Source organism: Arthrobacter sp. SlRoot2-15, from assembly GCF_059739345.1.
Map to the genome: position 1 here is coordinate 2,118,926 of NZ_AP046058.1, position 22,083 is coordinate 2,141,008.

The 22,083-nt window shown below is 68.3% G+C and carries 22 protein-coding genes; 13 read left to right on the top strand and 9 right to left on the bottom strand.

The genetic code is table 11. The features are described from left to right. From AC6I9V_RS09665 to AC6I9V_RS09685, 5 genes are all read left to right on the top strand, one after another. On the top strand, positions 1-894 hold the full coding sequence (locus tag AC6I9V_RS09665) for an amidohydrolase family protein (protein WP_497899242.1): 894 nt from the start codon (positions 1-3) through the stop codon (positions 892-894). A 1-nt stretch (position 895) separates the two neighbouring features. Continuing rightward, positions 896-2,128 (top strand): acyl-CoA dehydrogenase family protein, encoded by a 1,233-nt coding sequence (locus AC6I9V_RS09670; RefSeq protein WP_497899243.1) that lies wholly within the window; start codon positions 896-898, stop codon positions 2,126-2,128. 64 nt (positions 2,129-2,192) lie between these two features. Further along, positions 2,193-2,648 carry a MaoC family dehydratase gene (locus AC6I9V_RS09675; protein WP_497899244.1) on the top strand — a complete coding sequence of 152 codons (456 nt, stop codon included), beginning with the start codon at positions 2,193-2,195 and terminating at the stop codon, positions 2,646-2,648. Between the two features lie 45 nt (positions 2,649-2,693). Next, on the top strand, positions 2,694-4,040 hold the full coding sequence (locus AC6I9V_RS09680) for an MFS transporter (protein ID WP_497899245.1): 1,347 nt from the start codon (positions 2,694-2,696) through the stop codon (positions 4,038-4,040). Between the two features lie 42 nt (positions 4,041-4,082). Then, positions 4,083-5,705, top strand: a complete 1,623-nt coding sequence (locus AC6I9V_RS09685; protein ID WP_497899246.1) for an acyl-CoA synthetase — start codon at positions 4,083-4,085, stop codon at positions 5,703-5,705. A 35-nt stretch (positions 5,706-5,740) separates the two neighbouring features. Here the strand turns inward: AC6I9V_RS09685 and AC6I9V_RS09690 are convergent, their stop codons facing one another. From AC6I9V_RS09690 to AC6I9V_RS09700, 3 genes are all read right to left on the bottom strand, one after another. After that, on the bottom strand, positions 5,741-6,364 hold the full coding sequence (locus AC6I9V_RS09690; RefSeq protein WP_497899247.1) for a LysE family transporter: 624 nt from the start codon (positions 6,362-6,364) through the stop codon (positions 5,741-5,743). Positions 6,365-6,435: 71 nt separating this feature from the next. After that, positions 6,436-6,987, bottom strand: coding sequence for a dihydrofolate reductase family protein (locus AC6I9V_RS09695; RefSeq protein ID WP_497899248.1), 552 nt, complete (start codon positions 6,985-6,987; stop codon positions 6,436-6,438). Between the two features lie 126 nt (positions 6,988-7,113). Next, the gene (locus tag AC6I9V_RS09700) at positions 7,114-7,575 is read right to left on the bottom strand and encodes a hypothetical protein (protein WP_497899249.1); all 462 of its coding nucleotides are present in this window, start codon (positions 7,573-7,575) and stop codon (positions 7,114-7,116) included. A 367-nt stretch (positions 7,576-7,942) separates the two neighbouring features. Between AC6I9V_RS09700 and AC6I9V_RS09705 the strand changes: the two genes are divergently transcribed. Further along, a complete protein-coding gene (locus AC6I9V_RS09705; RefSeq protein WP_497899250.1) occupies positions 7,943-8,542 on the top strand; it encodes a hypothetical protein in 600 nt (199 codons plus the stop codon). A 25-nt stretch (positions 8,543-8,567) separates the two neighbouring features. Here the strand turns inward: AC6I9V_RS09705 and AC6I9V_RS09710 are convergent, their stop codons facing one another. Both AC6I9V_RS09710 and AC6I9V_RS09715 read right to left on the bottom strand, forming a co-directional pair. After that, positions 8,568-9,389 (bottom strand): class I SAM-dependent methyltransferase, encoded by an 822-nt coding sequence (locus tag AC6I9V_RS09710; RefSeq protein ID WP_497899251.1) that lies wholly within the window; start codon positions 9,387-9,389, stop codon positions 8,568-8,570. A gap of 79 nt (positions 9,390-9,468) precedes the next feature. Continuing rightward, a complete protein-coding gene (locus tag AC6I9V_RS09715) occupies positions 9,469-9,972 on the bottom strand; it encodes a MarR family winged helix-turn-helix transcriptional regulator (protein ID WP_497899252.1) in 504 nt (167 codons plus the stop codon). A 172-nt stretch (positions 9,973-10,144) separates the two neighbouring features. On the opposite strand from AC6I9V_RS09715, the gene AC6I9V_RS09720 reads away from it, so the two are divergent. Then, positions 10,145-12,379: an MMPL family transporter gene (locus tag AC6I9V_RS09720; RefSeq protein WP_497899253.1), complete on the top strand. Its 2,235-nt coding sequence runs from the start codon at positions 10,145-10,147 to the stop codon at positions 12,377-12,379. Between the two features lie 52 nt (positions 12,380-12,431). Here the strand turns inward: AC6I9V_RS09720 and AC6I9V_RS09725 are convergent, their stop codons facing one another. Then, entirely contained in the window at positions 12,432-13,394 is a 963-nt protein-coding gene (locus AC6I9V_RS09725) for an NAD-dependent epimerase/dehydratase family protein (protein WP_497899254.1), read from the bottom strand. Between the two features lie 132 nt (positions 13,395-13,526). Between AC6I9V_RS09725 and AC6I9V_RS09730 the strand changes: the two genes are divergently transcribed. The 6 genes from AC6I9V_RS09730 (at position 13,527) to AC6I9V_RS09755 (ending at position 19,270) form a co-directional block, all read left to right on the top strand. Further along, a complete protein-coding gene (locus AC6I9V_RS09730; protein WP_497899255.1) occupies positions 13,527-14,261 on the top strand; it encodes a TetR/AcrR family transcriptional regulator in 735 nt (244 codons plus the stop codon). Positions 14,262-14,375: 114 nt separating this feature from the next. Beyond that, positions 14,376-14,837 (top strand): hypothetical protein, encoded by a 462-nt coding sequence (locus AC6I9V_RS09735; protein WP_497899256.1) that lies wholly within the window; start codon positions 14,376-14,378, stop codon positions 14,835-14,837. 332 nt (positions 14,838-15,169) lie between these two features. Continuing rightward, positions 15,170-17,032 carry a molecular chaperone DnaK gene (dnaK, locus tag AC6I9V_RS09740; protein WP_497899257.1) on the top strand — a complete coding sequence of 621 codons (1,863 nt, stop codon included), beginning with the start codon at positions 15,170-15,172 and terminating at the stop codon, positions 17,030-17,032. A gap of 2 nt (positions 17,033-17,034) precedes the next feature. After that, a complete protein-coding gene (locus AC6I9V_RS09745; RefSeq protein ID WP_497899258.1) occupies positions 17,035-17,679 on the top strand; it encodes a nucleotide exchange factor GrpE in 645 nt (214 codons plus the stop codon). A 171-nt stretch (positions 17,680-17,850) separates the two neighbouring features. Continuing rightward, on the top strand, positions 17,851-18,834 hold the full coding sequence (locus tag AC6I9V_RS09750; protein WP_349413993.1) for a DnaJ C-terminal domain-containing protein: 984 nt from the start codon (positions 17,851-17,853) through the stop codon (positions 18,832-18,834). A gap of 10 nt (positions 18,835-18,844) precedes the next feature. After that, positions 18,845-19,270, top strand: a complete 426-nt coding sequence (locus AC6I9V_RS09755; protein WP_349413994.1) for a heat shock protein transcriptional repressor HspR — start codon at positions 18,845-18,847, stop codon at positions 19,268-19,270. Positions 19,271-19,407: 137 nt separating this feature from the next. Here AC6I9V_RS09755 and AC6I9V_RS09760 read toward each other — a convergent pair whose 3' ends face one another. Genes AC6I9V_RS09760 through hpaD form a run of 3 tightly spaced genes read right to left on the bottom strand, consistent with a single transcriptional unit; the run spans position 19,408 to position 22,060 of the window. Next, positions 19,408-20,211: an HpcH/HpaI aldolase family protein gene (locus AC6I9V_RS09760; protein WP_497899259.1), complete on the bottom strand. Its 804-nt coding sequence runs from the start codon at positions 20,209-20,211 to the stop codon at positions 19,408-19,410. After that, positions 20,196-20,981: a 2-oxo-hept-4-ene-1,7-dioate hydratase gene (gene hpaH / locus AC6I9V_RS09765; RefSeq protein ID WP_497899260.1), complete on the bottom strand. Its 786-nt coding sequence runs from the start codon at positions 20,979-20,981 to the stop codon at positions 20,196-20,198. The genes AC6I9V_RS09760 and hpaH overlap by 16 nt, the downstream gene beginning before the upstream one ends. Positions 20,982-20,983: 2 nt before the next feature. Beyond that, positions 20,984-22,060: a 3,4-dihydroxyphenylacetate 2,3-dioxygenase gene (gene hpaD / locus AC6I9V_RS09770; protein WP_497899261.1), complete on the bottom strand. Its 1,077-nt coding sequence runs from the start codon at positions 22,058-22,060 to the stop codon at positions 20,984-20,986. Positions 22,061-22,083: the final 23 nt, after the last annotated feature.

A 22,083-nucleotide genomic window follows, 5' to 3' on the forward strand; every position in this document is an offset into this window, starting at 1 on the left:
ATGGCCGCCGCAAGCTACGAACTCGGCATCGACGCCGCAAAGCTCGATGCGATTGACATGCACGTCCACCTCGAGGTGGACGGCCACGGCCACGGTTCGCTGCCGGCCGAGCTCACCGAGGCCTCCGCCAAGTACTTCAAGGCCGAGGACCGGACACCGTCGCTGGACCGGATCGCTGAGCTCTACCGCGAACTGAACATGGCCGCCGTCGTCTTCACCGTCGACGCCCGGACCCAGCTCAAACATGAGCCCAACAGCATCCCCGAACTCATCGCCGGGGCCGCCCGGAACAACGACGTGCTGATCCCGTTCGGAAGCGTCGACCCGCGCACCGGCGCCGAGGCCATTCAGGGCGCCAAACACCAGGCCGTGGACCTGGGCGCCCGCGGCTTCAAGTTCCACCCCAGCCTGCAGGGCTTCGACCCCTCCAACGAGCAGTTCTACCCGCTCTGGGCAACGCTGCAGGAACTGGGCCTGCCGGCGATCTTCCACACCGGCCAAAACGGCATGGGCGCGGGCCTGCCCGGCGGTTTCGGCATCAAGCTGGCCTACTCCAACCCGCTGCTGCTCGACGCCGTGGCCGCCGACTTCCCGGAGCTGCAGATCATCATGGCGCACCCCTCGGTGCCGTGGCAGGACGAGGCCAACTCGATCGCCACGCACAAGGCTAACGTGTTCATCGACCTCTCCGGCTGGTCCCCGAAGTACTTCCCGGAGTCGCTGGTGAAGATGTCCAACTCGGTGCTGCAGGACAAGGTGCTGTTCGGTACCGACTTCCCGCTGATCACTCCGCAGAAATGGCTGGCCGCCTTCGCGGACCTGCCGCTCAAGGACGAGGTCCGGCCCAAGATCCTCAAGGACAACGCCGTCCGCCTGCTCGGGCTGGAGGGCTGAGATGACTGCCGAGACCGCCGTCGCGGCCGACAGCGCCGCGGATGAGCGGCTCTACGGCGTCTGCGACTTTTACGACGCCGAATCGCTGCTCACCGACGCCGAACGCCGGGTCCTGGGCAGGCTGCGCGCCTTCCTGGACCAGCAGGCACGGCCGCTGCTCGCCGACTACTGGGAGCGGGGGGAATTTCCCGAGCAGCTGGCCCGGCCGCTGATCGATCTGGACCTGATGGAGCCGGCCGAACTGACCGGCGCCCCGGGCGCCGGCCACACACCGGCCCGGGGAATCTACCAGGGTTTCCGGATCTTCGAACTCGCCAGGACCGACGCGTCCCTGGCCACCTTCTACACCGCCCAGGCCGGGCTGTTCCGGACCGCCATCCGGGTCGGTGCCTCCGCGGAACAGCAGGCCCAGTGGATGCCCCGCGTCCTCGATTTCTCGCTCAAGGGCGTCTTCTCGCTGACCGAACCGGAGTCCGGCTCCGACATCGCCGGAGGTCTGTCGACGACCGCCCGGCGGGACGGCGAGGGCTGGGTCCTCAACGGCGCCAAACGCTGGATCGGGGGTGCGGCCACCGCCGACGTGCTGGCGGTGTTCGCCCGCGACGAAGCCGACGGGCAGGTCAAGGCGTTCCTCGTGGAGCGCGAGGCCCCCGGCGTGACGCTGGAGAAGATCCACGGCAAGACCGCGCTGCGGATGATGCAGAACGCGCACATCACCCTGGACGGCGTGCGCGTCCCGGAGTCGATGCGCCTGCACAACGTCAACTCCTTCAAGGACGTGGCCGCCATGCTGCGGGCCATGCGCTCCGACGTCGCCTGGATCGCCACCGGCATGGCTGCCGGCGCCTTCGAGGCCGCGCTGCGCTACGTCACGGCGCGGCAGCAGTTCGGCCGGCCGGTGGGATCCTTCCAGCTCGTCCAGGAGAAGCTCGCCCGGATGCTCGGCAACGTCACCTCCGCCCTGTCCCTCGTGGTCCGGCTGACCGAACAGCAGGCGAAAGGCATCTACCGGGACCAGGATTCGGCCCTGGCCAAGATGCAGACCTCCCTGCTCATGCGCGAGACCGTGGCGCTGGCCCGCGAGGTGGTGGGCGGCAACGGCATCACCCTCGAGACCGACGTCGCCCGCTTCCATGCCGACGCCGAGGCCGTTTACTCCTACGAGGGCACCCACGAAATCAACGCCCTGATTATCGGCCGCGCCCTCACCGGCCACAGCGCCTTCACCCGCTAGCCCCCGACGCCCGCGCGTCCCGCCGCCGTCGATCCGCTCACCCCAACCACCACAGGAGCCAAAGATGCCCAACCTCGTCGTCGACTTCGACAAACTGCTCACCCTCGCCGGCACCGACCTCGGCGCCACCGACTACCGCGAAATCAGCCAGGAACAAATCAACAAATTCGCCGATGCCACCGGTGACGACCAGTGGATCCACGTGGACCCGGAACGCGCCAAGGACGGCCCCTTCGGCGCCCCGATCGCGCACGGCTTCCTCACCCTCTCGCTGATCATCCCGTTCTGGGGCGAGCTGTTCGACGTCGAGGGCGTCACCACCAAGGTCAACTACGGCCTGGACAAGGTCCGCTTCACGTCGCCGGTCAAGGTCGGCTCGAGGATCCGGATGCGCGCGACAATCGCGGAGGTCACCGAAGTCAAGGGCGGCGCCCAGATCAAGGTGTCCAACACTATCGAAATCGAAGGCCAGGAACGGCCCGCCGTCGTGGCCGAATTCCTCGCCCGCTTCTACAAATAAGCCCCACCCACCATCCCACCACCCCCACTGCCCCAAGGAACAACGATGTCCCAGATTTCGCAGTTGCAGGCCATGGACGCGGACACGCGTCGCCGGGAGGCCCGGACCGTCATCGCCTCCAGCTACCTCGGAAGCACCATTGAGTATTACGACTTCCTGCTCTACGCCACGGCCGCCGCCGTGGTCTTCCCCAAGGTCTTCTTCACCGGCATGGACGACTGGGTCGGCGTCGTCGCCGCCTACGGCACCTTCGCCGCCGGCTACGTCGCGAGGCCCCTGGGCGGCATCATCTTCGGCCACTTCGGCGACAAGCTCGGCCGCAAGGGCATGCTGATTGTCTCCATGCTGGTCATGGGCATCGCGTCCACGCTGATCGGGCTCGTCCCGGATGCCTCCGTGGCCGGCCCCTGGGGAGCCGTCCTGCTGGTGATCCTGCGCGTGTTCCAGGGCATCGCCGTCGGCGGCGAATGGGGCGGGGCGGCGCTGATGGCGCTGGAGCACTCCGAGTCCGGCAAACGCGGCTTTGCGGCGTCCTTCGTCAATGCCGGCGCGCCCACCGGCGCGGTGCTCGGCACCCTGGTGATGGGCGCCTTCTCCGCCCTGCCGAACGCGCAGTTCCTGGCCTGGGGCTGGCGGGTGCCGTTCCTGCTGTCCTTCGTGCTGCTGGGCGTGGGTATGTTTGTCCGGCTCAAGGTCTCCGAAAGCCCGATCTTCAAGGCCGCGCTGGAGCAGGAGCAAGCCGAGGAGGCCGCGCAGGGCGCGGCAGGGCGCCCGGAGGTCCCGCTGCTGCAGGTGCTGCGGCGGCCGAAGACCCTGATCTTCACCATGCTGGCCGGAGCCGCCGGGTTCGCGCTGCAGGTTGTCCTGGCAACTTTCTCCGTCACCTACGCGGTGTCCAAGGGCGCCGATCGCCAAGGCGTGCTCTACGCATTCGCGGCGGCGTCGTTTGTCTCGATCATCTTTGTGGTCATGGGCGGCCGGCTCTCCGACAAGCTGGGCCGGCGGCCCGTGATGATCGGCGGCCTGGTGCTCTTCATCGCCTACCTCGTCCCGATGTTCCAGCTGCTCTCCTCCAACAACATCGGCCTGATCTTCGTGGCGTTCGCGGTGGGCCTCATGATCCACTCCACGCTGTTCGGCCCGCTCGCGGCCTTTGTCTCCGAGCAGTTCGGCACCACGTCCCGCTACACCGGGGCCTCGCTGGGCTACCAACTGGCCACCCTTCTGGGCGCAGGGTTCACCCCCGGGATCGTGGCGCAGATCTTCAAGGACTCGGGACAAAACACCTCCTCCGTGGTCTGGTACCTCGCCATCATGTCGGTTGTGTCGATCGTCTTCATCCTGCTGACCCGGGAGCCGAAGAATAACGATCTAGAAGCCGTCCGGTCCTAACCGGCCCTTCAGGCACTACCGTCGAACTAGAAAGGATTTGCCATGGAGAATCTTGGCATCGGCTCCTGGCTGCAGCGTCGCAGGCCAAAGTCGGGCACAAAGGCCGCCGTCATCGCCGGAACGCGGGAGCTCAACTACGAGGAGTTCGCCCGGCGCGCCGCCCGGCTGGCGAACGCCCTGCGGGACCGCGGGGTGGCCAAGGGAGACCGGGTGGCATACCTCGGTGAGAACGATCCGTCCTTCCTGGAAACCCTGTTTGCTGCCGGGCTGCTCGGTGCGGTCTTCGTTCCGCTCAACACCCGGCTGGCTCCGCCCGAAATCCAGTTCCAGCTCCAGGACAGCGGAGCGGTGCTGCTGGTCCATGCGGCCGCCCTCGCCGGCCTCGCCGAGCGCGGCTCGGCGGGGACGGCGGTGCAGGGCCGTGTTGTGGTCGACGACGGCGACGCCTCCGCCGAGATCCTGTCCTCCGGCGGCGCGGTGCCCAACGGCGGCGGCGCTGCGCCCGCCGTCGTTGGGTCCGCTTCTGCCGCCTCCGCCGAAGAGTTCGAGGCGGTGCTGGCCTCCGGCGCCGAGCTGGCCCCCGACGTGCCCGTGGGGCTCGACGACCCGGCCATGATCCTCTACACCTCGGGAACCACCGGCAACCCCAAGGGGGCGCTCCTGACGCACGGCAACATCACCTGGAACTGCATCAACGTGCTGGTCGATTTCGATTTCTCCTCCGCCGATGTGGCCCTGATGATCTCGCCGATGTTCCACGTGGCCTCGCTGGACATGGGCGTCCTGCCCACGCTCCTGAAGGGCGGCACCGTGGTCCTGGAGCCCAGGTTCGACCCACGCCGCACGCTGGAGCTGATCCAGCAGCACCGCGCCACCACCATCAGCGGGGTTCCCACCACCTACCAGATGCTGTGCGAGCACCCGGACTGGGATTCCACCGACCTCAGCTCGCTCAACAAGCTCACGTGCGGCGGGTCCGCTGTCCCGATGCGGGTCCTGGAGGCCTACGAGCGGCGGGGCCTGCGGTTTTCCAACGGCTACGGCATGACCGAGACGGCCCCCGGCGCCACCACCCTGCCGGCCGCCCGGTCCCGGGACAAGGCCGGCTCCTCCGGCCTGCCGCACTTCTTCACGGACGTCCGCGTGGCCGATCCCCTGGACCCGGAGGCCGGCCAGGCCGCGCCGGGCACCGTGGGGGAGATCCAGATTAAAGGGCCCAACGTCATCGAGCAGTACTGGAACCGGCCCGAGGCCTCGGCCGATTCCTACACCCCGGATGGCTGGTTCAAATCCGGCGACATGGGCTACAAGGACCCGGACGGTTTCGTCTTCATCTCCGACCGGCTCAAGGACATGATCATCTCCGGCGGGGAAAACATCTACCCGGCCGAGGTTGAGCAGGCCATCGCCGAACTCGACGCCGTCGGAAGCGTCGCCGTGATCGGCGTGCCGGACGAGAAGTGGGGCGAGGTGCCCCGGGCCGTGGTGTTGCTGCGGGAGGGGGCCGGCCTCACGGAGGATCAGCTGCGCGCCTACCTGGACGGCCGGCTCGCGAGGTACAAGATCCCCAAGTCGGTGGTGTTCGTGGACGAGATGCCCCGGACCGCCAGCGGCAAGATCCGGAAAGCCGAGCTGCGGAAACTGGCACCCGCCAACGGTCAATAAGCGCGAACGGGCGCTTGCGGCCCGGTCCGCCGAGACTAGTGGAGCAGGGCCAGCAGGACGCCAACGGCCATAAACAGCACCCCGAACGTCCGGTTGAGGATCCGCTGGCCGCGGGCGTCGTGCGTGAAGCGCTGGAAGGTGGTCGCGGCCGCGGCGAAGAAGAACCACATGACCAGGATGTCGATCACGATTACGGTGGCGGCGAGGACCAGGTACTGCGCCAGCAGCGGCTGGTCCGGGCGGATGAACTGGGGCATAAAGGCCAGGAAGAAGACGATCGCCTTGGGGTTGAGCAGGTTGACCCAGAGGCCGCGGCGGAACATCGAGAACGCAGGTTCGTTGCGCAGGGCCGCGGCCTTCTCCTGGTCCAGGTCGGGCTTGTGCCGGAACTGCTGGATGCCCAGGTAGACGAGGTAGGCGGCGCCGGCGTACCGGATGATGTTGAAGGCAAGCGGCGAGCTCGCCACGAGCACCCCGACGCCGAGGGCCACGACCAGGATGTGCACCACTAGCGCTGCCTGCTGGCCCAGGATGCCCCAGATGGAGCGCCGGAAGCCGGAGTTCAGGGAGTTGCTCATGGTGTTGATCGCGCCTGCGCCGGGGGTGAAGCTGATCAGGACACCGGCGCCGGCCAGGGCGAGCCAAAGGGAGAGTTGCACCTGCCAAGTTTACGGTTCCGCCCCTGCCCGGGCCGCCTTGATGACGGGCCGGGCCCAGGGGCGGGCCGGGGTCAGCCCTGGCGGATGCCGTATTCGAGGATCATGTTGCCTTTGCTGGTCTGCTGGGACGACTGAAGCTCAAGCCGGGTCAGGGGGTCGCCGTCGTTGAACAGCCGACGCCCGCTGCCGGCAATGACCGGGTGGACGATCAGCATCAGGCTGTCTAGCAGTCCGGCGAACAGCAACTGGCGGACCAGGGAGATGCTGCTGAAGACGCCGATGTCGCCGCCGTCGCCGTTCTTCAGGTCCGCAACGAAGTCCTCCAGCGGCCGGTCGATCAGCCGGGAGTTCTGCCAGTCCAGGTCCCCGGTCAGGGTCCGGGAGGCCACAAATTTGGGCAGCGGATTGATGAAACCGCCGAAGTCGGCGTCGGCCTCGGCGTTCGGCCAGTACTGGGGCCATTGCTGGTAGCCGACGCGGCCCAGGATGCCGGCGTCGATCCGGCCCATCATCTCGCCCATACCTGCTCCCAGCTCCGCGTCGAAGCTGTCGAACTGCCACAGGAACGGGTCTTCCACCACACCGTCCACGGAACTGAACAGACCGGCCGTGACCTTGCGCATGCTTTCTCCTCACCGTTGGGTACTTGACTGCACCCTAGCGGCAGTCGGGATGACGGGGAAAGGGCGGCAGGAAGTTGCTCCGGACCGCGGCGCCGCGGTCCGGAGCCCTTCCGAGCGGGGTGCGGGTCAGCCGTTGGCTGCGGATCCGTCCGAATCCGCATCGCCCGGGCCGCCATGCCCGCCCGGGCCCTGGCCCTCCTGGGTGGCGGTCACGGCGAAGTTGTCATCCAGCAGCACGGTGGCACGGGTGCCGTCGGCCTTGGTGATGTGCGCTTCGTACGTCGCGCCGTCGGCGTCGGTCTCCATCCGCTCGATCGTCGCACCGGGCTGGGCTGCCTTCACCGCCGCTTCGACCTTCGCGGCGGTGTCGCCGGTGAGAATCTCCTCCGTTTTGCCGTTGGCCTGGTGCGGACCGCGCGCGGCTCCGCCGCTCCCTGCCGTTCCGCTGCCGGTGGCGGCAGTTGTGGCCGACGACGTCGTCCCGGCCGCGTCGTCGGCCATCGCCGGGAGGGCCGAGGCTCCGATCGCGCCGCCGCCGATTACCGCGGCAAGCATGAGTGCCGCTGTGCCTTTATTGATCTTTGCCATGGTGCTGCTCCTTCGCTGGGGTCCGGGATTCCGGGCCGGCCGACGTTTGCGGCTGTAACCACCGTGGTATGCGCAGATTTGGCGGGACTTTGGCGGCACTGTGGCGCCGCTGTGAAGGCAGCGGCGCCGGCACCGCTCCGCCAGCGCGCGTGGAGACAACCAGGGCGCGGGGCGTTACGATGCTCTCAACCGTGCGGCATCAGTGCAGCAGCCAGGCTTGGGGGAGTCGATGGACAGGATCGTCGGAACGATGTTTGCCGGAGCCTTACTACTCACAGCGTCGTCCTGCGCTCTACCCGGGGATGGAGCGTCGTCGTCCTCCGCACCGCCACTGTCCGCCACGCCCTCGTCTACCACGCCCCGGTCCGTGCCGGCCGTGAACTCGGCGGCCCCGGCGGCCGTGCCCCTGCCCGAGCTTCGGTTCGCCAACCCCGACTACTACGCCATGCCCGGCCAGACAGTCACTTTCAGCGTCTCCGAATCGCTGCCCCGCGGGGTCAACATTGCGCAGTTCGAATGGGATTTCGACGGCAACGGGGTGGTTGACCAGGTGGGGCCGATCCCGGTGGCAACCCACAGCTATCCCGCCCTGTTCGAGGGCACCGCCACGGTGCGGATCACTCACGCCTCCGGAGGCCGGTCGACGGCGTCGACCGGCGTCCACATCGGCCGCGGCCCCAGGGACGGGCTCCCCGTCGCCCCCGTCAACGTGAGCGTGGCGGTCACCGCTCATTCCAACGGCATCAGCACCGTTCACGTAACCTGGGAACCGGGCGGCCCGGAGCCCTACCGGTGGGGTGTCACCGTGGACGGCATTCCTGCGGGCATGGTGGAGGGAGCGGCGCGGTCCGCGACCATCACGGACGTGCACCGTGTCAGGGACGTGAGGATCGGCGTTGTCGGTTTCACCCAGAACCAGGCCATGGGGGACTCGGCCAGCGTGACGCTTCCCGCGCTGTCCTACTAGGCTCCCGCTCCACGCCCGCAGGGTCTCAGGCCCGGGCGATCACTTCGCCGTTGGGAATCAGGAACCAGCCGTCGTCCGTGGAGCCCCAGCGGTGCCAGCCCGCGGAGATCCGGGCCAGGTCCGCCGCGCTGGCGAAGCCGTACTCGAGCGCCTGGTCCGCGAACGCCGAGTGCAGCACCCGCTCGCCCCAGACCCGGGCCTGCCAGCGGCGCTGCTGCCCGGTCGCGTAGAGCCAGTTGCTGCTCGACGGTGCGACGTCGGTGAACCCGGCCGCCTGAGCCCAGGACACGAGCCGCCGCCCGGCGTCGGGCTCGGCCCCGTTCCGACGCGCGATGCGCTGGTAGAGCTCCATCCACTCATCCAGTTCGGGAACGGCGGGATACCAGCTCATTCCGTGGAAATCGGCGTCGCGCACCGCCACGATCCCGCCGGCCTTGGCCACCCGGCGCATCTCCCGGAGGGCGGCCACCGGATCCGCAGCACCTGGTGGCTGCAGCACCTGGTGGGCGTGGACGACGTCGAACGTCTCGTCCGCGAAGTCGAGGTCGTAGATGTTGCCGGCGACGAAGTGGACGTTGGCCACCCCGCGCTCAGCGGCCAGGGCGCCCGCCTGGCCGATCACCTCGGGCGAGCGGTCCAGCCCGGTGACCTCGCCGGGGGCAACAAGTCCGGCGAAATCGCAGGTGATGCTGCCGGGTCCGCAGCCGACGTCGAGGACCGACACCCCGGGGGTCAGGTGCGGGAGGACGAACGCCGCTGAGTTCTGCGCCGTGCGGGAGGCGTGGGCGCGGACCACGGACTCGTGGTGGCCGTGGGTGTAGACGTCGTCGGGCTGCTGGGCGCTCATAAGGAAACGCTACGCCGACCGCAGCCGGATGGAGCCCAACTGACTGCCGCCAGTTGTTGTGGACCCCTCGAAACGACAACTATTGCGAGTCAGAGGGGGGAAGGGCTGCTTCTTCGCCGGCGCGGACCGTCGCGTCGATCATCGCGTGCATAAACCGGGTGGCGAGCTCGAGTTCCTCGGCCGTGAAGCCCGCCAGCGCGGCGGCCATGTGCCGGGCGAGCGGGGCAAACATGGCGCCGCCGTCGCGGTAGGCCTTAGGCGTCATCCGGAGCTGGACCTGACGGCGGTCCGAGCCCTGCCGTTCGCGGACCACGTGGCCGGACTTGTCGAGCCGGTCGATCAGGGCGGTGGTGGCGGGGGAGCTGAGGTGGAGTTCCCGGCGCAGCACCCCGGGCGTGACCACCTGGTTCCTGGACGTGTGCTGCATGATCACGGATAGGGCGTTCAGGTCGGTGCGGTGCATGTCATTGCGGGCGCCGGCCGCATCCGCAAAGCGGTTGGCCTCCAGACTGAACTCCTGGAGCAGGCTGACAAGCGGCGGCGGGCCTGCGGCGTCGGGGCGTCCCGGCGGTTCACTTGACATCTCACCCCTCCTGCTCCGCCCCGGGGGGCTTGCGCGGTTTGCGCCATCCGGAGTTTACTCCAGCCCGTCCGCTGCAGCAGCGAAATATTTCTAGACTGTCACTTATATCCATGATGGAGATAATCTATCATTTACTAAATTCTACTCCGCGTCGCCACCCGAGAAGGACACCATGAAACACAGCCGGCAAAACCCCCACCGAGTCCCGTTCTGGCTGCGCTGGCTCGTGCCCGCCGTCCTGGTCGTCGCCTGGCTGGCCATCGCGGGTATCGGCGGCCCTACCTTCGGGCGGCTCAGCGAGGTCTCCTCCAACGACCAGGCCTCATTCCTGCCCGCTGGCGCCGAGGCCACCGCGGCCCAGGACTGGCAGGCGAAGTTCCGCGACTCCAAGGAGATCCCCGCGGTCATCGTGATCGAGGGCGATTCCGCCTTCACCCCGGCGCAGCTTGGCGAAGCCGCCGCGCTCAAGGGCAAGCTCGCGGCCCTGCAGGCCGGCAGCACCGTGATCGGCCCCATTCCGTCCGAGGACTCGAAGGCCGTGCAGTTTGTGGTGCCAATCGCCTCCGGCGGTGAGGTGAAGACGGTCGTCAAGGAACTCCGGGACGAGGTTAAGGCCTCGGCGCCGGAGGGCATGCGGACCTTCGTTACGGGCCCGGCCGGGCTCACGGCAGACCTGGTCAGCGCGTTCGCCGGCATTGACGGCATCCTGCTGCTGGTGGCCCTCGGCGCGGTGTTCCTGATCCTGCTCGTCGTCTACCGCTCGCTGCTGCTGCCGATCGCCGTGCTGTTCACCTCGGTCTTCGCGCTCTGCGCCGCCATCCTGCTGGTCTTCGGCATGGCGAAGCTGGGCTGGATCCAGCTCAACGGCCAGAGCCAGGGCATCCTCTCCATCCTTGTCATCGGTGCCGCCACGGACTACGCGCTGCTCTACGTCGCCCGGTTCCGGGAGGCCCTGACGCACACCACCAACCGGACGGCCGCGGCGCTGACAGCGTGGAAGGCGGCCTGGGAGCCGATCCTGGCCTCCGGCGCCACGGTCATTATTGCCCTGCTCTGCCTGCTGTTCTCCGACCTCAATTCCAACAAGGCCCTTGGCCCGGTGGCGGCCGCGGGCATCCTGTGCTCGCTCTTCGCGGCCCTGACCCTGCTGCCGGCGATGATGGCGCTGCTGGGCCGCGCGGCCTTCTGGCCTTTCCGCCCCAAGCTGCTGCCGGAGACAGAGCGCGAGCCGGAACTTCTTACGGGCCTCGAGGGCCAGAAGGGCCTCTGGCGTGCCACCGGCTCCCTCGTCTCCCGCCGCCCCCGCACCGTCTGGATCGCCTCCGTGCTGCTGCTGTTGGTGGCCTCCGCCGGCGTCCTGCAGCTCAAGGCCAACGGCGTGCCGCAGACCGACGTCATCCTCGCCGCCTCCAACGCCGTCGATGGCCAGGACGCGCTGGCCCGCCACTTCGACGCCGGCTCCGGCAGCCCCGCCGTGATCGTCGCCGACGAGGCGAGGGCCCAGGAGGTGCTCGCGAAGACCAAGACGAGCGACGGCGTCGGGGACGCCTATCTGCTGGCCGAGGGCAGCGTGCCCATCGTCCAGGGCGCCCCCGGCGCACCGGCCGCGCCCGCCGCCCCGGCCGCTCCGACGGCGCCCGCGGTCAGGGATGGCAAAGTCCTGATCAATGCGACGCTGAACTTCGCCGCGGACTCCAACGAGGCGGAAAACGTTGTGCTGGACCTCCGTCGGGAACTGAAGAAGATCGACGGCGGAGCCCTGGTGGGCGGGGTGACCGCCACGGCCCTGGACACCAACACCACGGCCCAGCGGGACCTCGTCACCATCATTCCGGTGGTGCTCGCCGTGATCCTCGTGATCCTGATGCTGCTGCTGCGCTCCATCCTCGCACCGGTGCTGCTGGTCGCCTCGGTGGTGCTCTCCTACGGCGCGGCCATGGGCGTCTCGGCCGTCGTGTTCAACCACATCCTGGGCTTCCCGGGGGCGGACGCCACCGTTCCGCTCTTCGGCTTCGTGTTCCTCGTCGCACTTGGCGTGGACTACAACATCTTCCTGATGAGCCGGGTCCGCGAGGAGTCCATCAAGCACGGCACCCGGCCGGGCATCCTGCGCGGCCTCGGCGTCACCGGCGGGGTAATCACCTCGGCCGGAGTGGTGCTGGCGGCGACCTTCGCGGCCCTGGGCGTTATCCCGATCATGTTCCTGGTGCAGCTTGCCTTCATCGTGGCGTTCGGGGTGCTGCTGGACACCGTCCTGGTCCGCTCCCTGCTGGTCCCGGCTCTCGCCTATGACATCGGCCCGCGGATCTGGTGGCCGGGCAAGCTCGGACGCCCCGACGCGGATGCGGCCGGACGCGGACTGCCGGCCGCCCCGGAGCCGGAAACCGCCGAGGCGGGAATCCGCTAGCCGGGTCCCCGTCTGCTTCCGCCGCCTGCCGGCCTCATTGCCGCAGCCGCCGTCACCGTTTCTGGTCCCCCCACCAGGCAACCGTGGCGGCGGCTGCTTCCGAGAGCGGCGTCGGCTGTAACCCCAGCGCCGCCTCGCTCGCGGCGGAATCCATCACGAACGGTTTCTCGAACTGGTAGAGCATCTCCGCCACCTCCCGGAGATCCGGCGCGAACAATCCCATGGACCGCAGTGCCCAGCCCGGTAGTGCTGCCATTCTGGGTTTTGCGACGCCGGCAGCTTCAGCGAATGCCGTTGCCAGCTGACGTTGTGTGAGGGCCGGTCCAGAAGGCGTGTGCCACACCCGGTTCCAAAGCTGCGGCGCCTGGGCGGCATGGATCATTGCGGCCGCCAGGTCGGGCACGTACGTGAACGCGTGCGGCTGGTCCGCGCTGCCGACCACCCACAATTTCCTTCCGGCCAAAACGGGCTCCACCATGCGCTCGCCGCCGTGGGAGATACTGACCCGTGGACCAAAGAAGTCGCCCGCGACCATGCTGAGGGTGTTGGTGGCCGACGCCGCCCGCGCCTTGAGCAGTGCAGTGCGGATGCCGCGCTTGCCGCCCCGGGCCTCCCGGGGACCCGCCTCGGTCATCGGCCGTTCCGGCTCGCTGTAGGAATACAGGCTTTCCGGAAACACGACGACGGCGCCGGCCTCGGCCGCAGCGGCCAGCACCGTCTGCTCGGCGCCCGGAAGCTCCGCCGCCCAGGCCCGTGCCGTGTACTGCGATCCGTGGATGCAATGGAAGACAGCTTTGGCGCCCTGGAACAGCTGCCCCAGCCGCGCCGGGTCGGAGACATCCGCGGTGATCCGCTCGACGTAGGGATGGGACGGCCCGCTGCCGGAACGGGTGAGCACCCGCACCCGGTGGCCTGCCGTGGCGAGCTGCTCGGCAACCGTCCAGCCGACCGGACCGGCGCCGGTGACAACAAAGAGCGCAGGGCCCGTGGTGTCGGGGAAATCGGACGGGGACATGGCGTTCTCTCATTCGCTGTGATTGTCAGGGAGAGCGGTGCTCTCAAAATCAGGATGCAGAGGTTTCAGATGCAAGTCAAGAGCAGTGCTCACATTTGTTGACACTGCTCCGGATTGTGGAATGCTGGAGCCATGCCGCAGACCGCCACCGCCCCGCCCGCCAGGCCCTCCACGCCCCGCGAGCGGGCACGGGCGCAGACCATCCGGGACATCGTGCGCATCGGCCGGGAACATCTTGCCCAGCACGGCGCCGCCGCGCTGTCCCTGCGCGCCGTCGCCAGGGAGCTTGGCGTCGTTTCCTCTGCCGTGTACCGGTATGTGGAGAACCGCGAGGAACTGCTGACCCTGCTGCTGGTCGATGCCTACAACGAGCTGGGGGACGCAGTGGACGCCGCCGTGCAGGCTTGCCCGGAGGGCGATTTCACCGCGAGGTTCGAGGCGCTCGGAGTGGCGGTCCGGGCCTGGGCGCTGGCGCAACCGCCCAGCTATGCTCTGCTCTTCGGCAGTCCGGTACCCGGCTACCAGGCTCCGGCCGAGCGGACCACCGGCCCCGGGACGCGGGTGATCGGCGCCTTGGCGGCCATCCTGGACGGTGCGTGGCGGGCCGGCCAGCTCTCCAGGGCGGACCCCCGGGGCGCCGCCGAGGCCGCACAACTCGCGGCGGACCTGGCCAAAATCCGCGGCGAGATGGGGCTCGCCGTGCCCGACCCTGAGCTGGCGCGCGGTGTCCTGGTCTGGACCTCGTTGTTCGGCGCCGTCAGTTTTGAAGTGTTCGGCCAGTATGGCAAAGACACCTTCGCGGCCCGGGACAAGCTGTTCGCGCACCATCTGGCCGTCCTCGCCGGGGTGGCCGGGCTGCGGTCCTAGGCACGCCCCTTCCCGTGCCGCCGCTGACCCGGCCCGCTGTTGCCTCCCGGTGGTGCTCGATAGACTGCGACTGCGCCAACGCCGGCGCCCACCGCCTGCAGGAGGGATCCACACATGTCTGAAAACAGTGAGTTCGATCGAACGGCAGCACACGAGCGCCCCGGCGCCGCCCCGGTCCCGGCCGCCGACGAGCGGGTAGTCGACGAGCCGGCAGCGGAGGCCGACGCCGGCCAGTATGTCGAGGGCGACTACGGCCGGGCGGGCGTAGCGGGAGAGAATCCGGCAGCCGCGCCCGAGGGCGAGTACCCCGAAGGTGACTACGGCAAGGCGGGCCTGGCTAGCGGCACGCGCGTCGGGGACGAAGCTGGGGACTACCCCGAGGGTGACTACGGCCGCGCCGGCGCAACCGGACCGGACGCCGTCATCGGTGAGGAAGGCGAGTACCCCGAGGGCGATTACGGCACGGCAGGCGCAGCCGGTCCCCGGCGGACCGGTCACCGGGCCGAGGGCGCCGAGGACGAGCCGGTGGGGCGCGACGGCGCAGTCCGGGACGACGCGGGCCGAGAGGACACCTAGGCCGCCCGCCCACGCACTGCACCCTTTCACACGGCGTTCTCGCACAGCGAAACCAGCCACGACGGGGCATTGCCGCGCCCGAAAACCCGCAATAATCCGGGGCTTCGCGACGGCGCCGGCGCCTCTAAAGCCCCCCTGCGCCCAAAGTTGAGCGAACCACACTCAACTTCGGATTGACTTCTCCGGAGCGCTGGGTAAAGTTGAGTGCAGAGCGCTCAATAAGTGGGCGCGCCTCGTCCTCGACGGGCTCGAACTCCGGGTATGGCCCGGCCGCCGGGCATCCGCCCGGTTGCCGGGGCCAGCAAGTTTCCAAGGAAAGAAGGAAGCAACACATGTCACGTGCAGTAGGTATTGACCTCGGAACCACCAACTCCGTCGTCTCCGTTCTCGAAGGTGGCGAGCCCACCGTCATTGCCAACGCCGAGGGTGGCCGCACCACGCCGTCGGTTGTTGCATTCTCCAAGTCCGGCGAAGTCCTGGTCGGCGAGATCGCCAAGCGCCAGGCCGTCAACAACATCGACCGCACCATCGCCTCCGTCAAGCGCCACATGGGCACCGACTGGAACATCGCGATCGACGACAAGAAGTACACCGCGCAGGAAATCTCCGCGCGCATCCTGATGAAGCTCAAGAACGACGCCGAGTCCTACCTCGGCGAAAAGGTCACCGACGCCGTGATCACCGTTCCCGCGTACTTCAACGACGCCGAGCGCCAGGCCACCAAGGAAGCTGGCGAGATCGCGGGTCTCAAGGTGCTGCGCATCGTCAACGAGCCCACCGCGGCCGCCCTGGCCTACGGCCTGGACAAGGGCAAGGAAGACGAACTCATCCTCGTCTTCGACCTGGGCGGCGGAACCTTCGACGTCTCCCTCCTCGAGGTCGGCAAGGACGAAGACGACTTCTCCACCATCCAGGTCCGCGCCACCGCCGGTGACAACCGCCTCGGCGGCGACGACTGGGACCAGCGCGTCGTTGACTACCTGCTGAACCAGCTCAAGGTCAAGGGCATCGACCTCTCCAAGGACAAGATCGCCCTTCAGCGCCTCCGCGAGGCGGCGGAACAGGCCAAGAAGGAACTCTCCTCCTCCTCCAGCACCAACGTCTCCCTCCAGTACCTCTCCGTCACCCCTGACGGACCGGTCCACCTGGACGAGCAGCTGACCCGCGCCAAGTTCCAGGACCTCACCAAGGACCTGCTCGAGCGCACCAAGAAGCCGTTCCACGATGTCATCAAGGAAGCAGGCATCAAGCTCTCCGACATCGACCACATCGTGCTGGTCGGCGGTTCCACCCGCATGCCCGCCGTCTCCGAACTGGTCAAGGAACTCGCAGGCGGCAAGGAGCCGAACAAGGGCGTGAACCCGGACGAGGTCGTCGCCGTCGGCGCCGCGCTCCAGGCCGGTGTCCTCAAGGGCGAGCGTAAGGACGTGCTGCTGATCGACGTCACCCCGCTCTCGCTCGGCATCGAGACCAAGGGCGGCATCATGACGCACCTGATCGAGCGCAACACCGCCATCCCCACCAAGCGCAGCGAGACCTTCACCACGGCCGACGACAACCAGCCGTCCGTGGCGATCCAGGTCTTCCAGGGCGAGCGTGAGTTCACCCGCGACAACAAGCCGCTGGGCACGTTTGAACTGACCGGCATTGCACCGGCCCCGCGCGGCGTTCCGCAGGTGGAGGTCACTTTCGACATCGATGCCAACGGCATTGTGCACGTCTCCGCGAAGGACAAGGGCACCGGCAAGGAACAGTCGATGACCATCACCGGCGGCTCCAGCCTCTCCAAGGAAGACATCGACCGGATGGTCCGCGACGCCGAGGAGCACGCAGCCGAGGACAAGGCCCGCCGCGAGGCGACCGACACCCGCAACACCGCCGAGCAGCTCGCCTACTCCGTGGACAAGCTGATCGCCGACAACGCCGACAAGCTGCCGGAGGAGGTCAAGACTGAGGTTCAGGCCGACGTCGACGCCCTCAAGGCCGCGCTGGAAGGCACCGACGACGCCGCCGTGAAGACCGCGTTTGAGAAGCTCCAGGCTTCGCAGACCAAGCTCGGCGAGGCCATCTACGCCCAGCCCGGTTCCCCCGACGGTGCCGCTGGCGCGCAGGGTGCCCCGGCCGGCGAGCATGCTTCCTCCGACGAGGACATCGTTGACGCCGAGATCGTTGACGAAGACGAGAAGAAGAAGTAATCATGCCGCACCACGGTAACGAAGAAGAGCACGCTGGCGAGGGCCGGGACGAGAACCAGAAGCCGGTGATCCACGACAACCGCAAGGTTGATCCGAAGACCGGCCAGGCCCGCCACCCCGACCAGGAGCGCGCCGGGGACGCCGACGGCGGGGACGCACTGTCCCAGGCCGAGGACATCCTCAACAGCGTCGACGTCCCGGCGGCCGAGTCGGTGGCGCAGGGCGTCAGCGCCGGGGAGGCGGAGGAACTGAAGAACGACCTCCGCCGCCTGCAGGCCGAGTACGTCAACTACCGCAAGCGGGTCGAACGTGACCGCGCCGTGGCAGGGGAAATGGCCGTCATCGGGGTCCTGAACGCCCTGCTTCCGGTGCTCGACGACGTCGACGCCGCCCGGCAGCACGGCGACCTCGCGGACGGACCCTTCGCCGCGATTGCCGCAAAGCTGGAGAATGCGCTTAAGACCTACGGCCTGGTGCGCATTGACGAGACCGGCGTGGAGTTCGATCCCACTATCCACGAGGCCCTCATCCAGCAGCCCGGCCCGGACGTTGTCACCGACACCGTCAGCCAGGTCCTGCGTTCCGGCTACAAGTCCGGCGACCGGGTGCTCCGCGCAGCCCAGGTCATCGTGTCTGTTCCGGCGTAGTCACCTTCGCGAAGCGAGACAAGGGGCCCCGCCCCTGCGCCGGGTGGCCAAGGATCTGCGATCCTCGGCCACCCGGCTCCGGCAGGCCCGATGCCACTCCCGGGCCCCTTGCCTCGCTCCGCTCCTGCGGTTGTCTCGCCTTAACGCTTTGTACTTTGAAAGGAAACGCCAGTGGCTAGCCAGGACTGGGTGGACAAGGACTTCTACAAGATCCTTGGAGTCGCCAAGGACGCTTCCGACGCCGACATCAAGAAGGCCTACCGGAAGCTGGCTCGGCAGCACCACCCGGACACGAACGCCGGTGACACCGCCTCGGAGAAAAAGTTCAAGGACATCTCCGAGGCCTACTCCGTGCTGTCCGACCCGGACGAGCGCCAGCAGTACGACGCCATCCGCGCGATGGGCGGCGGCGCGCGCTTCGCTCCCGGCGGCGCGGGCGGGGGTGCCGGCGGCGCGGGGTTCGAGGACCTTTTCGGCGGCCTGTTCACCGGCGGCGGCGGACGGCACTCCGGCGGCTACAGCACCGCCGGCGGCATCCCGCCCGAGTTCGCCGACCTCTTCGGCGGCGGCGGAGGCTTTGGCGGCGGCCAGTCCTTCCAGCGCGGGCCGCAGAAGGGCGCCGACCGCACCGCGTCGACCAGCATCTCCTTCGCCGGATCCATCCGCGGCACCACCATCGGGCTGCGCGAGCCGGACGGCGAGGTCATCGACGTGCGGATTCCGGCCGGGATCAAGGACGGCCAGAAGGTCCGCGTCCGCGGCAAGGGACAGTACGGTCCGGCCGGCAACGGCGACCTCATGGTCACGGTGTCTGTGAAACCGCACGATTTCTATACCCGGGACGGGGACAACCTGCGCATCCACGTTCCGGTCACGTTCCCGGAAGCCGCCCTCGGCGCCGACATCGAGGTTCCGACCATCGACGGCGACAAGGTCAAGGTCCGGGTGCCCGCGGGGACGCCGTCGGGCCGGACCTTGCGCGTCAAGGGGCGCGGCGTGAAGCACAGCAAGGCCACCGGCGACCTGCTGGTCACCATCGACGTCGCCGTGCCCAGGAAGCTGGACAAAGCCGCGGAGGAAGCGGTGAAGGCCTTCGCCGCGGCCACGTCCGGCGAGGACGTCCGCGCGGGCCTGGCAGCCAAGGCCCGGCTGTAGGAGTCCTGGCATGGACATCGAGTTCGATCAGCCGATCTTCGTCATCTCCGTCGCCGCGGAGCTGGCGGACATGCACCCGCAGACGCTGCGCCAGTACGATCGGCTCGGCATCGTCTCGCCCAGCCGCGCCCCCGGCAAGTCCCGGCGGTATTCGCAGCGCGATGTGAACATGCTCCGCGAGGTGCAGCGGCTCTCGCAGGAGGGCGTCTCCCTGGAGGGGATCAAGCGGATCCTGCAGCTGGAGAACCAGGTGGCCGCGCTGCAGCGGCGGGTCGCCGAGCTCACCGAGGAGCTGGGCCGCCGACGGCAACCACTGGATTCGCGGATCTTTGCCGCCGGCGCGGCCGGCGACGTCGTCAGTCTGGCCCGCGGCCAGCGGCCCCGCGCCCGCTCGCAGGCCCTCGTGGTGTGGCGGCCCGGAGCTTTAGGCCAGTAGCGCCGCATTCCGGCAGGGCCGCCGAATAACGCGGACCTGCCGGAATGGGACCCGGGAAGCGCGGAGGGCGGTGCTGGCTCCTCCGGCATCCTCCGGATCGTTGGGTCACGGATGAGGGGATCCTTAGTAGAGGGGGGTCAGTAACTGGCAGGGGAGTCGTCGTCGGCGGACCGCACAAATTGTGCGGCAAGGGCCTCGGAGCCCCGGGCCAGCAGCGCGACGTCGGCCCCCACCAGGATGAAGTCGGCACCGCTGGAGAGATAGTGCCGGGCGGTGTCCGGGTTGAACGCGTTGACGCCGGCGGGTTTGCCGGCCGCTTTTGCCGCGGAGAGGCAGTGCTCAACGGCGGCGCGGACCTCGGGATGTTCCTGTTGTCCCAGCAGGCCCATGGACGCTGCAAGGTCGGAGGGCCCCAGGAAAATCGCGTCCACACCGTCCACTTTCAGGATGTCCGCCACGGCATCTACTGCCGCCACCGACTCGATCTGGACCGTGACGCTGATGGTTTCACCGGCGCGGGCCAGGTAGTCCGGGACCCGGTTCCAGCGCGCAGCCCGGGCCAAGGCCGAGCCGACGCCGCGCATGCCGTGCGGCGGGTAGCGGGTGGCGGCCACCGCGGCTTCAGCCTCCGCCGCCGAGTTCACCATGGGGATCAGCAGGTTTTGAACGCCCAGGTCCAGGTACTGCTTGATCAGCACCGTGTCATTGACAGGTGGCCGGACCAGGGTCTGGACCGGATAGCCGTGGATGGCCTGCAGCTGGGCGAGGATGGATTCGAGCCCGTTGGGGCTGTGCTCGGCGTCGACCAGGAGCCAGTCCAGGCCGGAACCGGCGCAGAGTTCGGCGATCAGGGGGCTGCCGGAGCAGACCCACATCCCGGCCAGGGGGCGGTCCGCGGCGGCGAGCGCGTCCCGGAAGGTGTCGTCTAGTCGAAACGGCATGTCACGCTCCCGAGGGGTCCGTAGTCGGCGTGCACGGTATCGCCCTTGTAGACCCACATGGGCCGGGTGAAGGAGCCGGCGAGAATGATGTCGCCGGCTTTCATTCCGTCCCCGTGGGCGGCGATTTTGTTGGCCAGCCAGTGCACCCCGGCGGCCGGGTGGTCCAGGACTCCGGCGGCCACGCCGGTCTCTTCGACCGTCTGGTTCTTGTAGAGGATGGCTGACACCCAGCGGAGGTCGACAGCGTCGGGCTTCACCGGACGGCCGCCGATCACCATGGCACCCATGGCGGCGTTGTCCGCGATGGTGTCCACGATGGTCCGGCCCTCCATTTCGATCCGGGAGTCCAGGATTTCCAGGGCCGGCACCACGTAGTCGGTGGCGTTCAGGACGTCGAAGATGGTGCAGCCGGGTCCCTCGAGCGCATCCTTCAGCACGAACGCCAGCTCCACCTCCACCCGCGGATGCGTGTACCGGTCCCACTCCACGGAGCACCCGGTTTCGAGCACCATGTCATCGAAGATGGCGCCGTAGTCCGGTTCGGTGATGCCCGTGGCGGCCTGCATGGCCCGGGACGTGAGGCCGATCTTGCGGCCCACCAGGGTCCGGCCGGCGTCCTCGTTGCGGCGGCGCCAGAGCTGCTGCACGGCGTAGGAGTCCTCCACGGTCATGTCAGGGTACCGGGCAGTCAAGCGGGGAATGGGCGTCCGGCTCCGCCCGGCTTCCACCAGTTCATCTGCGATCGCCTCGATCGTCGCTGCGTCCAGCATGGCTAAAGCTGCGCCCCGAGCTTGAATCCCTCAGCCTCAGAGCCTTCCTTGCGGGTGTACGAGAAGCCGTCGGCCCCCACGGTTACGGCCATTTCGGAGGCGTCGGTGCGTTCGATCACCGGCTGCGGGTTCCCGTCGAGGTCCAGGACCAGGGAGGCTTCGGTGTACCAGGACGGAACCACGGGGTTGCCCCACCAGTCGCGGCGCTGGTTGTCGTGCACGTCCCAGGTGATGGTGGGGTTGTCCGGATCTCCGGTGTAGTAGTCCTGGGTGTAGATCTCCACGCGGTGGCCGTCCGGGTCCAGGATGTACAGGTAGAAGGCGTTGGAGACGCCGTGCCGGCCGGGGCCACGTTCGATCCGGTCGCTGATCCGCAGGGCGCCCATCTTGTCGCAGATCTGGATAATGTTGTGCTTCTCGTGGGTGGCGAACGCGACGTGGTGCATGCGCGGGCCGTTGCCGCCGGTCAGGGCGGTGTCGTGCACGGTCTGCTTACGGTGCATCCACGCGGCGTAGGTGACGCCGTCGGAGTCCTGGATGTCCTCGGAGACGCGGAAGCCGAGGTCCTCAAGGTACTTGCGGCCGCGCGGGACGTCCGGGGTGACCTGGTTGAAGTGGTCCAGCCGGACCAGTTCGCCGGCGGAGTAGAGATCGTAGCGCTGGGTGAGGCGTTCCACGTGCTCCACCTCGTAGAAGAACTCGTAGGGGAAGCCCAGCGGGTCCTCCACGCGGACGGCGTCGCCGATGCCCTTGGTGAAGCCGTCCTTGCGGCGTTCGGTACGGCACCCCAGTTCCTTGTAGTACGCCTCGGCGGCGTCCACTTCGGCGGGGGACTTTACCCGGTAGGCGAAGGCCGCGACGGCGGCGATGGGGCCCTTGCGGAGCACCAGGTTGTGGTGGATGAACTCCTCGAGGGAACGCAGGTAGATGGCGTTCTCGTCCTCCTCGGTCACGTGCAGGCCCAGGAGGTCCACGTAGAACTCACGGGACTTGGCGAGGTCGGTGACCACGATCTCCATGTAGGCGCAGCGGACAATGTCCGGCGCCGGGACCGTGGGGGTGGGGATGAAGTTGGACATGGGATTCTCTCTTCTTTGAAAGG